At 59.6% G+C, this 18,506-nt stretch carries 18 protein-coding genes; 8 read left to right on the top strand and 10 right to left on the bottom strand.

The window, feature by feature from the left end:
* Positions 1-74: 74 nt before the first annotated feature.
* From F3J36_RS22330 to F3J36_RS22355, 6 genes are all read left to right on the top strand, one after another.
* Positions 75-773: a FadR/GntR family transcriptional regulator gene (locus F3J36_RS22330; protein ID WP_166720624.1), complete on the top strand. Its 699-nt coding sequence runs from the start codon at positions 75-77 to the stop codon at positions 771-773.
* Positions 770-1,648 carry a 2-dehydro-3-deoxygalactonokinase gene (locus F3J36_RS22335; RefSeq protein ID WP_166720625.1) on the top strand — a complete coding sequence of 293 codons (879 nt, stop codon included), beginning with the start codon at positions 770-772 and terminating at the stop codon, positions 1,646-1,648. The genes F3J36_RS22330 and F3J36_RS22335 overlap by 4 nt, the downstream gene beginning before the upstream one ends.
* A complete protein-coding gene (locus F3J36_RS22340) occupies positions 1,632-2,249 on the top strand; it encodes a 2-dehydro-3-deoxy-6-phosphogalactonate aldolase (RefSeq protein WP_021506907.1) in 618 nt (205 codons plus the stop codon). The genes F3J36_RS22335 and F3J36_RS22340 overlap by 17 nt, the downstream gene beginning before the upstream one ends.
* Positions 2,246-3,394: a galactonate dehydratase gene (gene dgoD / locus F3J36_RS22345; protein ID WP_021506906.1), complete on the top strand. Its 1,149-nt coding sequence runs from the start codon at positions 2,246-2,248 to the stop codon at positions 3,392-3,394. Before F3J36_RS22340 ends, dgoD begins: the two co-directional genes overlap by 4 nt.
* Positions 3,395-3,638: 244 nt before the next feature.
* Positions 3,639-4,931 (top strand): MFS transporter, encoded by a 1,293-nt coding sequence (locus F3J36_RS22350; protein ID WP_021506905.1) that lies wholly within the window; start codon positions 3,639-3,641, stop codon positions 4,929-4,931.
* Between the two features lie 106 nt (positions 4,932-5,037).
* A complete protein-coding gene (locus F3J36_RS22355; RefSeq protein ID WP_166720626.1) occupies positions 5,038-6,300 on the top strand; it encodes a DUF3748 domain-containing protein in 1,263 nt (420 codons plus the stop codon).
* Here the strand turns inward: F3J36_RS22355 and F3J36_RS22360 are convergent.
* A complete protein-coding gene (locus F3J36_RS22360) occupies positions 6,278-6,637 on the bottom strand; it encodes a YceK/YidQ family lipoprotein (protein ID WP_040679624.1) in 360 nt (119 codons plus the stop codon). The genes F3J36_RS22355 and F3J36_RS22360 overlap by 23 nt on opposite strands.
* Positions 6,638-6,922: 285 nt before the next feature.
* Here F3J36_RS22360 and ibpA point away from each other — a divergent pair, with 285 nt between their 5' ends.
* Positions 6,923-7,339 carry a small heat shock chaperone IbpA gene (ibpA, locus tag F3J36_RS22365; protein WP_010617843.1) on the top strand — a complete coding sequence of 139 codons (417 nt, stop codon included), beginning with the start codon at positions 6,923-6,925 and terminating at the stop codon, positions 7,337-7,339.
* Between the two features lie 58 nt (positions 7,340-7,397).
* On the opposite strand, the gene F3J36_RS22370 is transcribed toward ibpA, so the two are convergent.
* From F3J36_RS22370 to F3J36_RS22395, 6 genes are read right to left on the bottom strand one after another with little or no spacing between them, the layout of a single operon-like run.
* A complete protein-coding gene (locus F3J36_RS22370; RefSeq protein WP_021506902.1) occupies positions 7,398-8,303 on the bottom strand; it encodes an EamA family transporter in 906 nt (301 codons plus the stop codon).
* A 21-nt stretch (positions 8,304-8,324) separates the two neighbouring features.
* Positions 8,325-8,825 carry a YbaK/EbsC family protein gene (locus F3J36_RS22375; RefSeq protein ID WP_058775617.1) on the bottom strand — a complete coding sequence of 167 codons (501 nt, stop codon included), beginning with the start codon at positions 8,823-8,825 and terminating at the stop codon, positions 8,325-8,327.
* A gap of 26 nt (positions 8,826-8,851) precedes the next feature.
* Positions 8,852-9,652 carry a hypothetical protein gene (locus tag F3J36_RS22380; RefSeq protein WP_166720650.1) on the bottom strand — a complete coding sequence of 267 codons (801 nt, stop codon included), beginning with the start codon at positions 9,650-9,652 and terminating at the stop codon, positions 8,852-8,854.
* A gap of 4 nt (positions 9,653-9,656) precedes the next feature.
* The gene (locus tag F3J36_RS22385; protein WP_058781871.1) at positions 9,657-10,367 is read right to left on the bottom strand and encodes a class II glutamine amidotransferase; all 711 of its coding nucleotides are present in this window, start codon (positions 10,365-10,367) and stop codon (positions 9,657-9,659) included.
* Positions 10,355-11,632 carry an acetyl-CoA carboxylase biotin carboxylase subunit family protein gene (locus F3J36_RS22390; protein ID WP_058758188.1) on the bottom strand — a complete coding sequence of 426 codons (1,278 nt, stop codon included), beginning with the start codon at positions 11,630-11,632 and terminating at the stop codon, positions 10,355-10,357. The genes F3J36_RS22385 and F3J36_RS22390 overlap by 13 nt, the downstream gene beginning before the upstream one ends.
* A gap of 17 nt (positions 11,633-11,649) precedes the next feature.
* A complete protein-coding gene (locus F3J36_RS22395; protein WP_088516165.1) occupies positions 11,650-13,116 on the bottom strand; it encodes a hypothetical protein in 1,467 nt (488 codons plus the stop codon).
* 171 nt (positions 13,117-13,287) lie between these two features.
* Here F3J36_RS22395 and F3J36_RS22400 point away from each other — a divergent pair, with 171 nt between their 5' ends.
* Positions 13,288-14,733 (top strand): PLP-dependent aminotransferase family protein, encoded by a 1,446-nt coding sequence (locus F3J36_RS22400; RefSeq protein ID WP_058775612.1) that lies wholly within the window; start codon positions 13,288-13,290, stop codon positions 14,731-14,733.
* On the opposite strand, the gene F3J36_RS22405 is transcribed toward F3J36_RS22400, so the two are convergent.
* The 3 genes from F3J36_RS22405 to F3J36_RS22415 form a co-directional block, all read right to left on the bottom strand.
* On the bottom strand, positions 14,730-15,977 hold the full coding sequence (locus F3J36_RS22405) for a valine--pyruvate transaminase (RefSeq protein ID WP_127833464.1): 1,248 nt from the start codon (positions 15,975-15,977) through the stop codon (positions 14,730-14,732). The two genes, F3J36_RS22400 and F3J36_RS22405, sit on opposite strands and share 4 nt — an antisense overlap.
* Before the next feature lie 80 nt (positions 15,978-16,057).
* On the bottom strand, positions 16,058-17,032 hold the full coding sequence (ghrB, locus tag F3J36_RS22410) for a glyoxylate/hydroxypyruvate reductase GhrB (protein ID WP_058758185.1): 975 nt from the start codon (positions 17,030-17,032) through the stop codon (positions 16,058-16,060).
* 66 nt (positions 17,033-17,098) lie between these two features.
* A complete protein-coding gene (locus F3J36_RS22415; protein WP_021506893.1) occupies positions 17,099-18,382 on the bottom strand; it encodes an MFS transporter in 1,284 nt (427 codons plus the stop codon).
* Between the last annotated feature and the right edge of the window lie 124 nt (positions 18,383-18,506).

Here is an 18,506-nt window from a genome sequence, read left to right on the forward strand (position 1 = left end):
ATGCGTCAGGGATTGGGCTTTGCACTACGAAAGCAGTAATCTGATTTCTCACGCCTTTCATGGAATCGAACACGATGACGCAGGAACCACTGAGTAAAACAGAGCGCATCATCCAGACGCTGGGTGAAGAGATTGTTGCCGGAAAATATGTGCCGGGCGCCGCGCTGCCGGCGGAAGCGGAGCTGTGCGAGCGATTTTCAACCTCGCGCAACATTATCCGCGAAGTGTATCGCTCCCTGATGGCTAAACGCCTGATGGAGATGAAGCGCTATCGCGGCGCGTTTGTCACCTCACGTAACCAGTGGAACTATCTCGACAGCGATGTACTGCAGTGGGCGCTGGCGCACGATCACGATCCGCGCCTGATTGCGGCCATGAACGAGGTACGCGTGCTGGTGGAGCCGCAGATTGCGCGCTGGTCGGCCGAGCGGGCAACGTCGACCGATCTGGCGGCGATTGAGCTGGCCTACAAAGATATGGTGGCCAACCACCTCAACCGTGATGCCTTTAACGACGCAGATATCCGCTATCACGAAGCGGTGATGGCCTCGGTGCATAACCCGGTGCTGCAGCAACTCAATGTGGCCATCAGTCAGTTGCAAAAAGCGGTGTTTGCGCAAACCTACATGGCGGACTCCGGCAACATGCCGCGCACGTTAGCCGAACATAAAGCGCTGTTCGATGCCATTCGCCACCAGGATGGCGATGCGGCGGAACAGGCGGCGAAGGCGATGATTGCCAGCTCAACCGCCCGACTCAAGGAGATTTTGTGACCGGTTATATCGCTATTGACTGGGGCTCTACCAACCTGCGCGCCTGGTATTACCGCGCCGGTGAATGCGTCGATGAGCGCCGTTCGGAAGCGGGCGTGACGCGCCTCGGCGACCGCACGCCTGCTCAGGTGTTTGCCACCATTACCGACGGCTGGCCGGTGGCCGAAGTCCCGGTGATCATGGCCGGTATGGTGGGCAGCAACGCTGGCTGGCTGGCAGTGCCTTATCTCGCCTGTCCGGTGGCGCTCAATGCATTAAGCGATCGCCTGACCTGCGTGGAGGGAAAAGCGTGGATTGTGCCGGGACTGAGCGTCGAACGTGACGACAACTACAACGTAATGCGCGGTGAAGAAACCCAACTGCTCGGCGCGGTCACGCTGCAGCCCGCGCCGCTGTATGTCATGCCGGGCACGCACGCTAAGTGGGTGCAGATGGAACAGGATCGCGTCATCGATTTTCGCACCGTGATGACTGGCGAGCTGCACCATTTACTGCTGAAGCAGTCGCTGATTGGCGCCGGTTTACCCGCGCAGGAAGCCAGTCCGGACGCGTTCCGGGACGGTTTGCAGATTGGTAGCCACGACCGCTCAATTCTGGCGCGCCTGTTTGAAGTGCGTGCCGCCCACGTGCTCGGCGCGCGCGATCGTCGCCATATCAGTGATTTTCTCTCTGGCCTGTTAATCGGCCATGAAGTGGCGCAGATGACGCAGCAGTTAACGCATAGCCGCCAGCCGATTGTCATTATCGCCGGCAGCGCGCTGGCACAGCGTTATCAGCAGGCGCTGGCCTTTATCGGAACAGATTCAGTCACGCTGGAGGGCGATCGCGCTTTCCAGCACGGAATAAGGAGTATTGCGCATGTCCTGGCCCACTAAACTTCCGCTGATCGCCATTCTGCGTGGCATCACGCCGGATGAAGCTGAAGCGCACGTCGCGGCGTTAATCGACGCCGGTTTCGATGCGATTGAAATTCCGCTCAACTCGCCAGAGTGGGCGAAAAGTATCGGCGCGATGGTGCAAACCTTCGGCGATAAAGCGCTGATCGGAGCCGGCACCGTGCTGCAGGCGACGCAGGTCGATCAGCTGGCGGCGCTCAACAGCAAGCTGGTGGTGACGCCCAATACCGATGCTGCGGTGATTCGCCAGGCCGTGGCACACGGCATGCTGGTTGCCGCAGGCTGTGCCACCGCCAGCGAAGCCTTTACCGCGCTGCAGGCTGGGGCGCAGGCGCTGAAAATTTTCCCGTCGTCGGCGTTTGGTCCGGGTTACATCAAAGCGCTGAAAGCGGTGCTGCCGCCGGAGGTGCCGGTCTTTGCCGTGGGTGGCGTTACGCCGGAAAACCTGCATGAATTTATCGCCGCCGGTTGCGTCGGGGCTGGCCTGGGCAGCGATCTCTATCGCGCCGGTCAGCCGCTGTCGCGCACCGTGGAGAAGGCCCGCGCATTTATTGCTGCCTATAAGGACGCTGTACGATGAAAATTACGAAACTGACCACTTATCGCCTGCCGCCGCGCTGGATGTTCCTGAAAATCGAAACCGATGAAGGCATCATCGGCTGGGGCGAGCCGGTGATTGAAGGGCGCGCGCGCAGCGTCGAAGCGGCGGTGCATGAGCTGTCGGAATATCTGATTGGGCAGGATCCGGCGCGGATTAACGATCTGTGGCAGGTGATGTATCGCGGCGGTTTTTATCGCGGCGGCCCGATTTTAATGAGCGCCATTGCCGGTATCGATCAGGCGCTGTGGGATATTAAAGGCAAAGCGCTGGGCGTGCCGGTGTATCAGCTGCTGGGCGGTCTGGTGCGTGACAGCATCAAAGCATACAGCTGGGTAGGCGGCGATCGTCCGGCTGAAGTGATTGATGGCATTAAGAAATTACGTGGTATCGGCTTTGACACCTTCAAACTCAACGGCTGTGAAGAGATGGGCATCATCGACAATTCTCGTCAGGTCGATGCCGCTGTTAACACCGTAGCGCAGATCCGCGAAGCCTTTGGCAGTGATATTGAGTTTGGCCTCGATTTCCACGGTCGCGTCAGCGCGCCGATGGCCAAAGTGCTGATCAAAGAGCTGGAGCCGTATCGTCCGCTGTTTATTGAAGAACCGGTGCTGGCCGAGCAGGCAGAATACTATCCGCGCCTGGCGGCGCAGACACATCTGCCGATTGCCGCAGGCGAACGCATGTTCTCCCGCTTCGAGTTCAAGCGCGTGCTGGAAGCCGGTGGGCTGGCGATTCTGCAGCCGGATCTGTCGCACGCCGGCGGCATCACCGAATGCTACAAAATCGCGGCGATGGCCGAGTCTTACGACGTGGCGCTGGCGCCGCACTGTCCGCTGGGGCCGATTGCGCTGGCTGCCTGTCTGCATGTCGACTTCGTGTCGCGTAACGCGGTGTTCCAGGAGCAGAGCATGGGCATTCACTATAATCAGGGCGCTGAACTGCTCGATTACGTGATCAATAAAGATGATTTTAAAATGGATGACGGCCATTTCTATCCGTTAAATAAACCCGGCCTCGGTGTGGAAATTAATGAAGAGCTGGTGATTGCGCGCAGTAAAAATGCGCCAGACTGGCGCAACCCATTATGGCGCTTTCCGGATGGATCGGTAGCCGAGTGGTAATGTCCGTAGTATTGCGCCCGGTCGCTGCGTTTACCGCTTTATAACAGCACCGATTATCAGGCGATTAAACATCTGACTATTTAAACCATGTGCGGGATATATAAGGCACAAGGCAGCGCTCAACCTGTTTTCACCGCGCTGCCAGTTTACCGCTGCTGCGGCTTTTATCTTCGATAACCTTACCCTGCGTTGGCTGCGGCGTGTTTCGGCACGTCCGCCAGCTGACATCTGACGGAGAAACACCATGGATCTCTCTGCTGTTCAGGCGAAACCTACGCGTCGCCGTTATATTACGCTGCTGATGATTTTTATTACGGTGGTGATTTGTTATGTTGATCGCGCTAATTTAGCCGTGGCCTCGGCGCATATTCAGCAGGAGTTCGGCATCAGCAAAGCAGAAATGGGGTATGTCTTTTCTGCTTTTGCCTGGTTATATACGCTGTGCCAGATTCCCGGCGGCTGGTTTCTCGATCGTGTAGGTTCACGCCTGACCTATTTTATTGCTATTCTCGGCTGGTCGGTGGCGACGTTATTACAGGGATTCGCCAGCGGCTTATTATCGCTGATAGGTCTGCGCGCCATTACCGGTATTTTTGAAGCGCCGGCTTTCCCGACCAATAACCGCCTAGTTACCAGCTGGTTCCCGGAACAGGAGCGCGCTTCGGCCGTCGGTTTTTACACCTCCGGTCAGTTTGTCGGCCTGGCGTTTCTCACGCCGTTGCTGATCTGGATTCAGGAACTGCTGAGCTGGCACTGGGTGTTTATCATCACCGGCGGGATTGGCATTATCTGGTCGCTGGTGTGGATGAAGGTTTACCAGGCGCCGAGCCAGAGCAAAGGCATCAATCAGGCCGAGCTGGATTACATTCGTGCCGGTGGCGCGATGGTCGACGGCGATGCGCCCGGCGAGAAAAAAGCACGCGTTAAACTCACCGCGGCCGACTGGAAACTGGTGTTTCATCGCAAGCTGTGCGGCGTGTATCTCGGCCAGTTTGCAGTGACCTCAACGCTGTGGTTTTTCCTCACCTGGTTCCCCAACTACCTGACGCAGGAGAAACATATCGCCGCGCTGACGGCCGGCTTTATGACTACCGTGCCGTTTCTCGCCGCCTTTGTTGGCGTGATCCTCTCCGGGATGGTGGCCGATCGTCTGGTGCGCAGCGGCCGCTCGCTCGGCTTTGCCCGCAAGACGCCGATCATCTGCGGCCTGCTGATCTCCACCTGCATTATGGGCGCAAACTACACCAACGATCCGCTGTGGATTATGGTGCTGATGGCGCTGGCCTTTTTCGGCAACGGGTTCGCGTCCATCACCTGGTCGCTGGTCTCGTCGCTGGCGCCGGTACGCCTGATCGGCCTGACCGGCGGCATGTTTAACTTTATCGGCGGCCTCGGTGGCATCACAGTACCGCTGGTGGTGGGGTATCTGGCGCAGGATTACGGCTTTGCGCCCGCGCTGGTGTACATCTCCGCCGTTGCGCTGATTGGCGCGCTCTCTTACATCCTGCTGGTGGGGGATGTGCAGCGCGTGGGCTAAGCTTCCGGGTGCGCATGCCTGCGCACCCGCATTAGCTGCTCAGCTTTTGCTTAACTGAACGGCATCACGTAATTTGTCCGGCAACGGTTACATCTGAGGTTGCCCCATGTCAGAAAAACAACTCACCTTTACTCAGCGCCATCATCAGCTGACCAATATCAACGTCTGGACCGCCGACAGCCAGTGGCTGGCATTTGATGTGCGGCCGTCCGGCGCCGCGTTTACCAGCCTGACCATTGAGCGCGTCAACGTGCACAGCGGCGCGGTCGAGGTGCTGTATCAGGCGCGCGATGGCGCGCACGTCGGCGTGGTGACCGTGAGTCCGGATCTGCCGCCGCGCTATGTCTGTATTCATGGGCCGGAGCATCCCGATGCGCAGTGGCACTATGACTTTCATCACCGACGCGGCGTGATTGTTCAGCAGGGCATCGCAGAGAACCTCGACGCCTGCGATATCACCGCGCCCTACACGCCGGGTGCGCTGCGTGGTGGCTCGCACGTGCATGTGTTCAGTCCGGATGGCTCGCGGCTGAGCTTTACCTATAACGATCACGTGATGCATGAGCGCGATGTGCGTGACGACCTGCGCAACGTCGGCGTGGCGGTGCCGCTGCATCCGGTGTGCCCGCCGAAGCAGCATCCGCGCGAATATGACGGCAGCCACTACTGCGTGCTGGTGAGTCACACCCGGCGCGATCCACAACCGGGCAGCGATCAGATTGACCGCGCTTATGAAGAGTGCTGGATCGGTGAGCGTGGCTATCAGAAAGCGGACGGCAGCTGGCAGCGCTGGGCCATCGCCTTTATCGGCGATACGCGCAATGCCAGTGGTGAAAAAGTGCCGGAAGTGTTTGTGGTCGATCTGCCTGAGGCGCTGGCGGACTATGCCAGAGCCGGCAATGCGCCGCTGCAGGGCACGGCAGAGCAACTGCCGGCACCGCCGGCTGGCGTGCAGCAGCGGCGGATCACGTACAGTAAAGGGCTGGCGCTGCAGCCGCGCCACTGGTTGCGTGCTGCGCCGGATGGCAGCGCGATCGCCTTTTTGCAGGCTGACGAGCAGGGCATTGTGCAGCTGTGGACAGTCTCACCCAACGGTGGCGCGGCGCGTCAGATCACCTCACTGCGCAGCAGCATTCAGTCTGCTTTCAGCTGGCAGCCGGACGGCGCAGCCATCGCCTTTATCTGTGATAACAGCGTGATGCGTTGTGAGCTAGCCAGCGGACAGTGTACGTGTCTTACCGCGCGCAGCGCACAACCGCCGGGCGGCGACGCGGTGGTGTGGTCGCCGGACGGGAAGCAGATCGCCTACATGCGCGAGGTTGACGGCTGGCGACAGCTGTTCTGCGTCAGTGCGATTCCGCCGGCATAGCCGCCGCGGTGGCCAGGCTGGCTTGGGTGCCAGCCATCTTCTCGCTCTGCAGCACGCGTTCGCGCGGCGAATCTTTGGTTTTATCGTCGTCGGCGCGGAAGTAATCCCACGGCAGCAGCAGCGTATCCATCACCGCCGAGAAGGGCAGATCGATCAGCGCCAGCGGTTTAATCGCCCAGCTGGTATTGTCATCGGTCAGCATCTCTGCGCTGGCGCGCGTGCCGGGGTAGTAACCCTGGCTGGCACCGGTATGCGACATCACGCTGGAGCAGCCCGATGTGGCACAGGCGCAGCAGACCAGCAGGCCGGTGAGCGGAAAGCGTTTCATCATTTTCATCATCATCATCCCTACAGTCATGGCATGGCCCTGGCTGGAGTGTGTCACCTGACATCCGCATAACTCTGTGGTTATGTCCTTCCCGTCAGGCGAAGCGTCCCCTGAGTGTATGCCATATCGTCAGAATTGCTGCAAAAAAAAGCGCATTGCCCCTTGAAAGCGACCTGAGCGCACCCATCTTTAAGCTACGGTCACGACGCGGTCGCCGACAGGGACACCGACGGGCCGGACAACCTGTCCATGGTGGAAGGTTGCCAAAACTTGCTGATTATCAGGAGTCTTATTATGCGTAACTTTGATCTCTCTCCGCTTTATCGTTCTGCTATTGGTTTCGATCGTCTGTTTAACCTGCTTGAGTCCAACCAAAACCAGGCTAACGGCGGCTACCCTCCGTACAACGTCGAGCTGGTAGACGAAAACCACTATCGCATCACCATTGCCGTCGCCGGCTTTGCGCAGAGCGAACTGGATATCACCGCCCATGACAACATGCTGGTGGTACGCGGCGCCCACCCTGAAGAGCAGCAGGAACGTAAATACCTGTACCAGGGCATCGCAGAACGTAACTTCGAACGCAAATTCCAGCTGGCCGATCACATCGTGGTGCGCGATGCGCGTCTCGAACTGGGCCTGCTGAGTATCGATCTGGAACGCATCGTCCCGGAAGAGGCGAAACCACGCCGGATTGAAATCCTGAAATAAGGCTAACGAAGTAAAGAAAAACGCCGCTGCAACGCGGCGTTTTTTTATGGCTGCATCATCAGGTACGTACCAGCAGGCGCTGGCTCACCATACCGCCGAACACATTCACCAGCAGCCCGAGAATGATCACCGACGCGCCGAGAATCTCCTGCGCCGACAGAGTTTCACCGAGGATCAGCGCGGCGCTGAGAATACCGACCACCGGCACCAGCAGCGACAGCGGCGCCACGCGCCAGGTTTCGTAGCGGCTGAGCAGATTGCCCCAGATGGCGTAGCCAATGATGGTGGCGAAAAACGCCAGATAGAGCAGCGCCAGCACCGTCTGCAGCGAAATATCCAGCAGGCTGGTGACAATGGCGGATTCGCCCTCGAACCACCACGAACAGGCAAAGAACGGCGCAATCGGCACCAGCGCGCTCCATACCACCAGCGACATCACCGGCACCTTGCGGTTGCGCAGGATAATCTTGTTAGTGATATTGCCCAGCCCCCACGACAGCGCCGCCGCCAGCGTCAGCATCATGGTGGTCAGCGTGATGCCCGCGGTTGTCTGGCCCTCCATACCGGCGGTTGCCAGCATAAACATGCCGAGCGTGGCGACCAGAATGCCGGCGATGTGGTTCCAGCGCAGCTTCTCGGCCAGCAGCAGCGCGCCGAGCAGCAGGGTGAAAAATGCCTGCGCCTGCAGCACCAGCGAAGCCAGCCCGGCTGGCATGCCAAGCTTGATGGCGAGGAACAGAAACGCGAACTGACCAAAGCTGATGGTCATGCCATACACCACCAGCCAGCGCAGCGGAATTGCCGGACGACGCACGAAAAAGATCGCCGGAAACGCCACCAGCGTAAACCGCAGTCCCGCCAGCAAAAAGGGCGGCATGCCCTGCAAACCCAGCTTAATCACCACAAAATTTACGCCCCACGCCACCACGACGCACAGGGCTAACAACATATCTTTCACGGACATACGCATTCCTCAGCGCGGCAATCAGGCGGTTGCCGTCACCGGTGTGGCGATCTCTGCACCGCAGTCGTCGCCGATCAGTCGAAAATAATCATCCACATCCAAAGCTACCGAGCGGTCCAGCGCACCGGCGTTAAACCACAGCGTCCCGACATCACGCAGCCGCGCATCCACGCGCAGCGCCAGTCGGTCATCAAAACTAAACGGCGGCACCGCGCCCATCACACACTGCGTCAGCGCTTGTGCCTGCTCAGGGGTGGCAAACGTCGACTTCTTACCGCCAATGGCACGCGCGGCGTGTTTGAAGTTGATTTTGCAGTCGCCGGGTACGATCGCCAGCAGATAGCGCGGCGCGGCACCGTCCGGCATAGTGACTTCCAGCACCATAGCTTTGGCCGCCTGCTGGAGATCGTTTCCGCGGATGGCGCTGATCACCTCGGTCTGGCCGATGGCCTCATGCTCCACCACGCGGTAGCGGGCCTGCTGCGCATCCAGCAGCGCGATCACTTTGTCATAGGTTGTCATACTGTCTTCCTCGTCTAAGGCCGGGATTAACTCCAGGCAATGGCGTGCTTCATTTTTTTGTCGGTCAGGCCAAAGAAAAAGCCCATGGTGATGCGCGTGTCGCCTTCAACGCGATCGATTTCATGATAAAACGCGGGATTAAACAGATAGATATCGCCACTGCGCGGCGCGAACTCGCAGGTCTCGCTGCCGGCGATGACGCCGCTCTGGTAGCCCAGCTCGCCGGGCGTTTTAAAGCGCTCGTCTTCCGACTGCCATTTCTTATTGAAGATGCGCAGCGCGCCACCGGCGTTGCACTCCTGCAGGCACACGACGCAGCTCAGCTGATGCAGAATGTGCGTCACCGCCAGACCGCTGCCAGCGGCATCGCGCACGATATTGTCGTTATGCAGCGGATTAGCGACGCCGTCAGCGTGGAAACGCACAATCGAGCCGGCGTAATCACCCAGTGCCGGTTCGGTGGCGGTTTGCAGACTCTCAAGGCGCAGCGCATGCTGCACCCAGTGGTAAATCTGCGCGCGCAGGGCGTGCAGCGAGGCCGGCAGCGCCGGCTGGATGTCGCGCAGTTCGGTGAAATAGTTTTCCGGCGCGGCGGTGTGCTTCGCCAGATACGGGCCGAGCGTGGTCAGCGCGCCATTTGGATAGTGAGAAACCCGTACCTGCTCGCGGCACTGCTGCAGATCAGCCACCACCGCGGTGCGCACCTCTGGCGTGAGGAAATTGCGCAGCACCAGCAGCGGCACGCGCGCGGTGACGATGTCATCCAGCCAGGTGCTTTCGACGAACATGTTGGGGTTAATGACGCGAATCTGATTGAAAATGGCCATGGGTTCACTCTCCAAAAGGAATTTCATGAAGTTCATGGTTGCTCATACGGTGCCATGCTGACGCCGTGCCCAGTGTTGAAACAGGTTCAGAGGAGATAAAGGTGCTGTTGTTCTGCTGACAACGATGCAGGGTGAAATAGTCGGGATAAGGCGTGTCATCAGGATGCCATTGCCATGCCCAGGCCTTCTCGCGGGTGACGAAAATGGCGTTCGCCGCGCTGCCACCTGGCGCCACCCGGGCCATTTTTTCGCGCAGATAGTCGCGGGTGAAATCGGCGGGCGTGACGCGGTCAACGATATATTCCAGATATTCAGCGGAATCAAAGCGCGACTGCGCCATGCCCAGCTGCGCATAGACGGTCGGCAAAAAGCCGTTGTGCATCATGTACCACTGGGTGGTGCCGCTGGTGCGCCGCAGCGGATGGGAGAACGCAATGCCCTGGTTTTTGCTGAGCGTGGCGTGACGCACGTGCACCGCCAGAAAGCGGCTGTGCTGCATGCGCGTGACGTCAATGCCTGGCAGTGCTTCGGCAAAGGTGCCGCTGCCATGCAGCGTACGGATTTGACCGTGCTCCAGCCACAGACAGCCCCAGCCGTTGGGATGTTGTTTAATCGGGCCATCGTGCGCGGCGGTTTCACCGCAGCTCATGGCGCGTGCGGCGTCCAGTACCGCAGCGGCGTCAAACTGGCCGTGTGCCAGAATCATTCTGCACATAGTAAATCTCTCCGTGAGGTCAAAGCGGGAACAGCAAGAAGGGCGTGAAACACCGCCAGAATTTCGTCGCGGCTGGCGGCAGGCAGACGCAGCGTAGCGAGAATCCCGGCGTGGCGCGTCAGATCGGCGTACAGCGATGAGCGCGGCGAGACCTCCAGCGCCGGTAAGTTGAGCGGCGGTAACAGCTGGCCGCGCTGGTGGTCGGCAATCCAGCGCTCGGCGGCGTCATACTGCAGCCGCTGGCGCAACCGCAGCCGGCCGACGGCCTGTGACGGTGAAGCGAAGTGCAGTTCAGGCAGGCCGCGTCCGGCTTCAACCTGAAAGGCCACCTCGGCCCAGTTGATGCCGGTGACCTCTTCCACCAGGTTCACCACGCCCATGCCGGACAGGCGAAAGCCCATTTCGAGAAAGTGCGGTTCGCCGTTCACCATAATGAAATCAATGTGGAAAGCGCCGCGCCGGTAGCCGAAGGTTTCACAGCAGAAGCTCATCAGGCTGGTGAAGGCGGCGGGCAGCTGCTGCGCCGCCATCGCCACATGGCCGGATTCGTAAAAGCTGATACAGCCGTCGGCCTCGGTATGCTGCTCAATCACCTTCTGGCAGCAGGTCAGCGCCACCGCGTGTCCATTCTCTACCACGCCCTGCAGCGAATATTCGTCGCCGGCCAGCCAGCTTTCGACGATAAAGCCGGTAAAGCCGCGTCCGCCATAGTTCATGGTGTCGAGCAGCCGGGCAATCACCGCATCCAGCTGGCTGGCCTCTTCCACCAGCCAGATGCCCAGCCCGCCGCCGCCGTCGACCGGTTTAATCACGCAGGGATAAAGCAGCGCATCCCGCGCATCGCCAATGCTGAGCGGTGAGGCAAAGAAGCGAAACTCCGGCTGCGGAAAACGCGGCCAGGCTTTGCGCAGCGCCATGCGCTGTGCGTATTTATCCGGCGGGATAAAGCCCGGACCGGCATCCGGGCCAGCCAGCAGTTCACGCACCCGGCCAGCGCTGGCGTTGTAGGCCTCAAAACCGGCCAGCACCACCTGTGGATGCTCCAGCAGACCGGCGTGCAGACAGGCATTGAGGACATCCCACGGGTTTTCCGGGCGATCGAGACGCACAATCAGATCGAACGGCAGGGCGATGCTGAGCGATTGATAGTCGACAAAATCCCCCATTTCGGCCAGTACGGTAAAATAGCCTTCGCGTTTTGCCACCGCGCAGTAGGGATTTTGCCCGTCGCGCGTGGCGCCAATCTGCAGAAAAATCTTTCTCATCGCGTCGCCTTACCGGGTTAACGCCCGGAAATCACTTCAGTAACGATGTCCTGTAACGCACCGTTGTTAACCTGAATCACCGCTTTGTGCGGGTCGAAACGCAACACGCGCGACAGCGCATCGCCGCGCGCGCCGTCCAGCAGCGAACTCACCGCCGCGCTGCGCCAGCAGTGCCGCATCTGCGCCACGCTGAGGCCAGACAGCTGCGTGAGCTGCTGCGCCAGCGCCACATCTTCGCTCTCTCCGCTCAGCAAGGCGCGCACCGCGGCTTCTTCCGGCGCGGCCGGCAGCTGCAGCAGCCAGGCTTTCAGCTGCTGGCCGGCGGCGATAAACGGTGAATAGATCATGCATACCAGCTGGGTTTCACTGAGGCCGAAAGCGTCGAGTGCGAACTGCGCGGCGCGCTGGCGTGCACGGGCAATCGCGGCATCGTCCTGATAGCGCGCGGCCATCTCATCAATCAGCTGCGGCGGAAAGTCCTTCTGCACCATCAGGCCGAGCGCAAAGCGCACATATTCGCGAATGCCTTCGGCGTAGCTGCGCTGCAACAGCGTCTCCGCACGCAGACCGCGAATATGTGCCATTAACGTCGGGTTGCCGCAGTCCGACTCGGAGAAGCTGAACATCAGCTCGTCGAAGCGGAAATGCATGAATTCGGTCAGCAGCGCCCAGTGCGCGCCAGCCTCATAAGCGGTGTCCTGATAGATGTTGAAGAACAGCGGGTCGCGCGTCAGCTGCCAGGTAATGCGATGTGCCGGCGTGACCTGGTCAGCGCCGTAAATGTCGGCGAAGTAACGCGCCGCCACGCCGTCCAGCGTGTGCAGAAAGCCGCTGAAGCCGCGCGACTTATCGGCCATCGGCGCATCAAACAGTTTTGACAGGTGGCGCGCCCACGCAAGGTAAGCGGTCTGTTCCTGCGGCGAATCGCCGGTGATGATCACATCGACGCCGCCATCGTAATGCGCCGCCAGGCCAAACGAATTCACCATACTCAGGTTGCAGGCGTTGCAGAAGGTGGAGCGCGCGTCGGCACGGAAGCGGTGACCATTCATCAGCACATCGTCGCGGTTCTGCTGACGCACGCTCTGCGGCATCGGCAAATGGCGATCGAAGGGTCGAATCTGCAGCCCGTCGGTCACCAGGCACTCGGTGAACGCGTCGTCATGGATACGCAGCGCACGATAGACGCGGTCGATGTTTTCCATCACGCTGTCGTTCATGGCGGCATGGCGGTTAGTGCTGATGCGCAGCTGGAAAGTGCTGTTGCGCTGTTGCCAGATTAACCCCTGAATGTAACGTACGTAGGCCACCATATAGCTGCTGTCTTTGCCGCCGCCATAGGCCAGCAGTACGCGGTTACGTTCGGGATGGTCGGGATCAGGCAGGGCGGCGAGCAGTCGCTGAGCACAGTGCTGGGCGGAATCGAGAATCGCGGGCGTCAGGTATTCTTCAATTTCACTCATCATCGCGGACAGATTATTCATTTTTCACTTCATCCTTTGGCTAATAAAATCGCCGCTGCCGTGCGGGCGACAACGGGCTGGAAAACGGGCCACGAAGGTGCTGCGTGAAGCTGAATTAACAGATGCAGCCTAAAGTACTTTGAATGTAATCTGATGAATACGCACAGATCAGCACGATATGGGGTGGAACAGATGGCGGGTGAAACGCAGGAACAGGAGAGTCAGAGCAGTCGTTACCGTCAGATCGCTGAGCAGATAAAACAGGCCATTCACAGCGGATCGCTGCCGCCCGACAGCCGTTTGCCGTCGGTGCGCACGCTGGCGACGCAGTATCGCGTCAGCATGACCACTGCGCTGAAAACATTACGCACGCTGGAGGATGAGCACTACGCGGTGGCACGGCCGAAGTCCGGCTTTTTTGTCGCACCGCGTCCCACAGAGAAAAAAGTGCCGGCGGTATTCAGCGAGCAGCCGCGCGAAGTGGCGCCGCTGGATGAGCAAACCGAACTGCACCTGGCGATGCTGGGATCGGACTGCCGCGTGCGGCTCGATCTGGCCAACGGCGACATCTCGCTCTATCCGGTGAAAAAAATTGGTCTGCTGATGCGGCAGATGGGTTACAGCAAACCGGCGCTGCTCGGTAATACGGTGAAAGGCACCGGCTATGCGCCGCTGAAGGCGGAAATTGCCCGGCGCGCGGTGGATTATGGCTGCAATATCAGCGCTGATGACATCCTGGTCACTAACGGCTGCATTGAGGCGATTTCGCTGGCGCTGCGCGCCACCACGCGGCCAGGCGATATCGTGGCGGTAGAGTCGCCATGCTACTTCGTGCTGCTACAGATGTTGCACAACCTCAACCTGCGCGTCATTGAAGTGGAAGCCGGGCCGGAGGGTTACGTTAACGTCGCGAAACTCACCGGGCTGTTCCGGCGTAAAGCGGTGCAGGCCTATCTCACCATCAACAACATCAATAATCCGCTGGGCAAAAGCATTCCCAACGAGCACAAAGCGTATATCGCGCGCCAGGCCGATGAGAATGATGTGGTGATCATTGAGGACGATATCTTTGGCGATACGGCTTTCGGCGAGCGCCGGCCGTTTCCGATGCGCGCCTTCAGCCCCAATGCCATCCTGTGCAGCGGCTTCTCCAAAACTGTGGCGCCCGGCATCCGTATTGGCTGGGTGCACAGCACCAAGTACATGCGCAAAATCGCCTCGCTGAAGTACACCACCAGCATGGGCACGTCGGTGCTGTCGCAGGCGGCGATTGCCGAACTGCTGCGCAGCGGCGGTTACGATGCGCACCTGCGCAAGCTGCGGCGCGAGCTGAAAAATCAGATCCACCATATGCGCCAGGCGGTGCTGCGCTACTTCCCGGCGGGCACGCGCGTGTCGGATCCGGAGGGCGGTTACGTGCTGTGGGTGGAGATGCCGCAACAGGCGCTGAACGTGCGCGCGCTGTTTCTCAAGGCGCGCAACGCGGGCATCGGCATCGCGCCTGGGCACATCTTCGCCACCGATCACCGCTACGATCACTGCTTCCGGCTCAACGCCGGTTTTGGCTGGAATGCCGAAGTCGAACAGGCGATTCAGCAGCTGGCGCAGTGGTGCCAGCTGTCGTTAAGCGCGGATTAAGCGTTCCAGGCGTTATCCAGCTCTTCCGCCAGAATCTGTACCGCACGCTCAATCTTGTCGCTGTCCGGTACGTAATTCATGCGCATGCACTGATGGGTGTGCGGCCAGGCCTGTTCCAGCCCCGGGAAGAAGAAGTGGCCCGGCACCATCAGCACGCCGCGCGCTTTCAGGCGCTGATACAGCGCTTCGGTGCTGATTGGCAGGTCGCGGAACCACAGCCACAGGAAGATAGCGCCTTCCGGTTTGTGGATCAGGCAGCGATCTTCGCTGATATAGCGGCGAATAATCGCGATAGTTTCGCTAACCTTGGCCTGATAAAACGGTTTAATCACTTCCTGCGACAGGCGCAGCAGATCGCCACGCACAATCATCTCGGTAGCTATCGCCGGACCGATGCTGCCTGGCGCCAGGCTGATAATGCCATTCATGTTACCAATAGCACTGATTGTGCTCTCATCGGCAACGATAATCCCGCAACGTGCGCCCGGCAGGCCCAGCTTCGACAGGCTCATGCACAGAATGGTGTTGGGATTCCACAGCGGACGTGCCTCACTGAAGATGATGCCGGGGAACGGCACGCCGTAGGCGTTATCGATCAGCAGCGGGACGCCGTGCTGCTGTGCCAGCGCATCCAGCTGCAGCAGTTCGTGGTCGGTGATGACGTTGCCGGTTGGATTGGTCGGACGCGACACGCAAATCAGGCCAGTCTCATCATTCAGCGGCAGATGGTCGAAATCGACGTGGTATTTGAACTGGCCTTCCGGCAGCAGTTCAATATTGGGTTTGGCGGAGATGAACAGATCCTCCTCCAGCCCGGCATCGGCATAGCCGAGGTATTCCGGTGCCAGCGGGAACAGCACGCGCTTTTTGCTGCCGTCGGCGCGGCGGCCGGCAAACAGATTAAACAGGTAAAAGAACGCGCTCTGGCTGCCGTTGGTGAGCGCGATATTTTGTGGCGTCACCGGCCAGCCGAGTTCCTCGCGCAGTAGCGTAGCCAGCGCCTCCAGCAGCAGCGCTTTGCCGCGCGGGCCGTCGTAGTTGCACAGCGCTTCGTTCAGCTTGCCGTCCTGATGCATCTGCAGCAGCAGCTGACTGAAATAATCATTGATGGCCGGAATCTGCGCCGGATTACCGCCGCCCAGCATGATCGTGCCAGGCGTGCGCAGCCCTTCGCCCATATCTTCCATCAGACGAGAGATGCCGGAATGTTGCGTAAATTTGTCGCCGAACTGAGAAAAAGCCATAGGAGGTAAAAACATTGTTATCAGGGGGAAGACCACCATAGCGCCCGCAACCGGCAGGCGCAATGGCTAAAGCCGTGGGATCAAGCCTGGACCTGCGGGTTAACGCAGTTTTTCTCCACTTTACCGCTCAGCGCGGCGATCAGGTTGTCGACCGCATCGCGCGCCATGCCGTAGCGCGTTTCATGCGTGGCAGAGCCGATGTGCGGCAGTGCAACCACGTTCGGCAGCGTGAGGATTTCCGCATCGGCCGGCACCGGCTCGACTTCAAACACATCCAGCCCGGCGGCGTGAATGGTACCGTCTTTCAGTGCGGCGGTCAGCGCCTGCTCATCGACCACCGGACCGCGTCCGGCGTTGATCAGAATCGCGCTCGGCTTCATCAGTTTCAGCTGTTCCGCACCGATCATATGGTGCGTCTGCTCGGTCAGCGGCAGGCTGATGCAGACAAAATCGCTCTCTTTCAGCAGCGTTTCCAGATCGCAGGCGCGCGCGCCAAAGCGGGTTTCCGCCTCTTCATGCTGGCGGCGGGCGTTGTACAGAATGTTCATGCCGAAGCCAAAGTGCGCGCGCTGCGCCAGTGCCAGACCAATGCGGCCCATGCCGAGAATGCCCAGCGTCTTGTGGTGTACGTCGATACCGAAGTGCTCAGCGTCGATACTCTTTTTCCACTCACCGGCTTTGACCCACTTATCCAGCTCGGTGACGCGACGCGCGGTGCTCAGCACCAGCGCCATCATGGTATCGGCCACGGTTTCGGTCAGTACGGTGGGCGTGTGCATCAGCAGAACGTTGCGCTGGTTGAGCGCATCAACGTCAAAGTTGTCATAGCCGACGGAGACGGTAGAACAGGCACGCAGTGCCGGCATGCTGGCCAGCAGCTCATCATTCACTTTGCCGCCGGAGCCCAGCAGACCCTGCGCTGCGGCGAACTGCGCCGCATGTTGTTTCACCGTCTCCGGCGAGACATCTTTTACTTCCGTGACGCTGAAGTGCTGGTCCAGCTTGGCACGCAGGTCATCGGGCAGGCTCTTATACAGAATCACAGCAGGTTTCATTATTTGCTCCCTGTAGAACGTGTGACGGGCGACCTGAGTCGCCCGGAAAAGTCATCGCTTACGCTTTCAGGCGTGCTTCGCCCCGTGAATCGGCGGCGGCGTTTTGTTGGCCGCCGGTTTAACAATCAGCGTCAGCCACACCGACGCCAGTAGCGCAGCACCCATAAAGACATAGGAGGCGGCAGGACTGCCGGTCGCCCCATTAAGATAGCCTACGATCCATGAACCAATGAAGGAACCCAGTGCGCCCATACTGTTAATCAGCGCCATGGCACCGCCGGAAACATTGCGCGGCAGCATCTCCGGAATGATGGCGAAGAACGGGCCATAGGGGGCGTACATGGCCCCGCCGGCAATCACCAGCAGCGCATACGACAGCCAGAAGTTGCTGGAGCCCACCATCCACGAGCCGAGGAACGCCAGTGCGCCAATCAGCAGCAGCGGCCAGACAAACAGCTTACGGTTTTGCGTCTTGTCCGACGCCCACGACACCACCAGCATGGCGATGGTCGCCACCAGATACGGTACCGCCGACAGCCAGCCCGCTTCTACCATGCCCATCTGCGTGCCGTTACGCAGAATTGACGGCAGCCACAGCACGAAACCGTACACGCCGATGCTCCAGGCAAAATATTGCAGGCACAGCAGGATAACGTTGCGGTTGCGAAAGGCTTCGCTGTAGTTGCGCACCGCTTTAATGTTCTCCTGCTCCTTCTGCAGCTGCGCCTGCAGCGCCGCTTTCTCTTCGTCGCTCATCCATTTGGCCTGGGCCGGTTTATCCTGCACCATAAACCACCAGGCAATCGCCCAGATCACCGCCGGGAAGCCCTCGATGATGAACATCTCGCGCCAGCCAAAGGAGTTAATCAGGTAGCCGGACACCACCGACATCCACAGCACCGTCACCGGGTTGCCGAGGATCAGGAAGGTATTCGCGCGGGAGCGCTCGGATTTGGTAAACCAGTTGCTGATGTAGATCAGCATCGCCGGCATCACCGCCGCTTCCACCACGCCGAGGACAAAGCGGATGGCGGCCAGCATCGGAATATTGCTGACGATACCGGTCAGCGAGGCGCAGCCGCCCCACAGAATCAGACACCAGAAAATCAGTTTTTTTACGCTGCGGCGCTCGGCATAGACCGCGCCGGGGATCTGAAAGAAGAAGTAGCCAAGGAAGAACAGGGCACCGAGCAGCGATGACATGCCTTTGGTGATACCGAGATCCTCATTTATCCCTGCGGCAGAGGCGAAGCTAAAGTTCGCCCGGTCCAGATACGCCAGACTGTAGGTGATAAACACGATGGGCATGATATACCACCAGCGTTTTGGCGCGATTGTCTGCGATTTCATGGGTGACTCCTCTGGTTGAGGCGGGCGCATTCTGTGGATGCGTCTCGAAATTAGGGTGTAGAGACAGTTTTAGCGTATTGGCACGGCATCGTAGCGGCGCGATTCATCGCGCGTTGTTGACGTT

Origin of the sequence: Pantoea sp. Cy-640, from assembly GCF_011752635.1 — a bacterium.
Taxonomy (GTDB): domain Bacteria; phylum Pseudomonadota; class Gammaproteobacteria; order Enterobacterales; family Enterobacteriaceae; genus Pantoea; species Pantoea dispersa.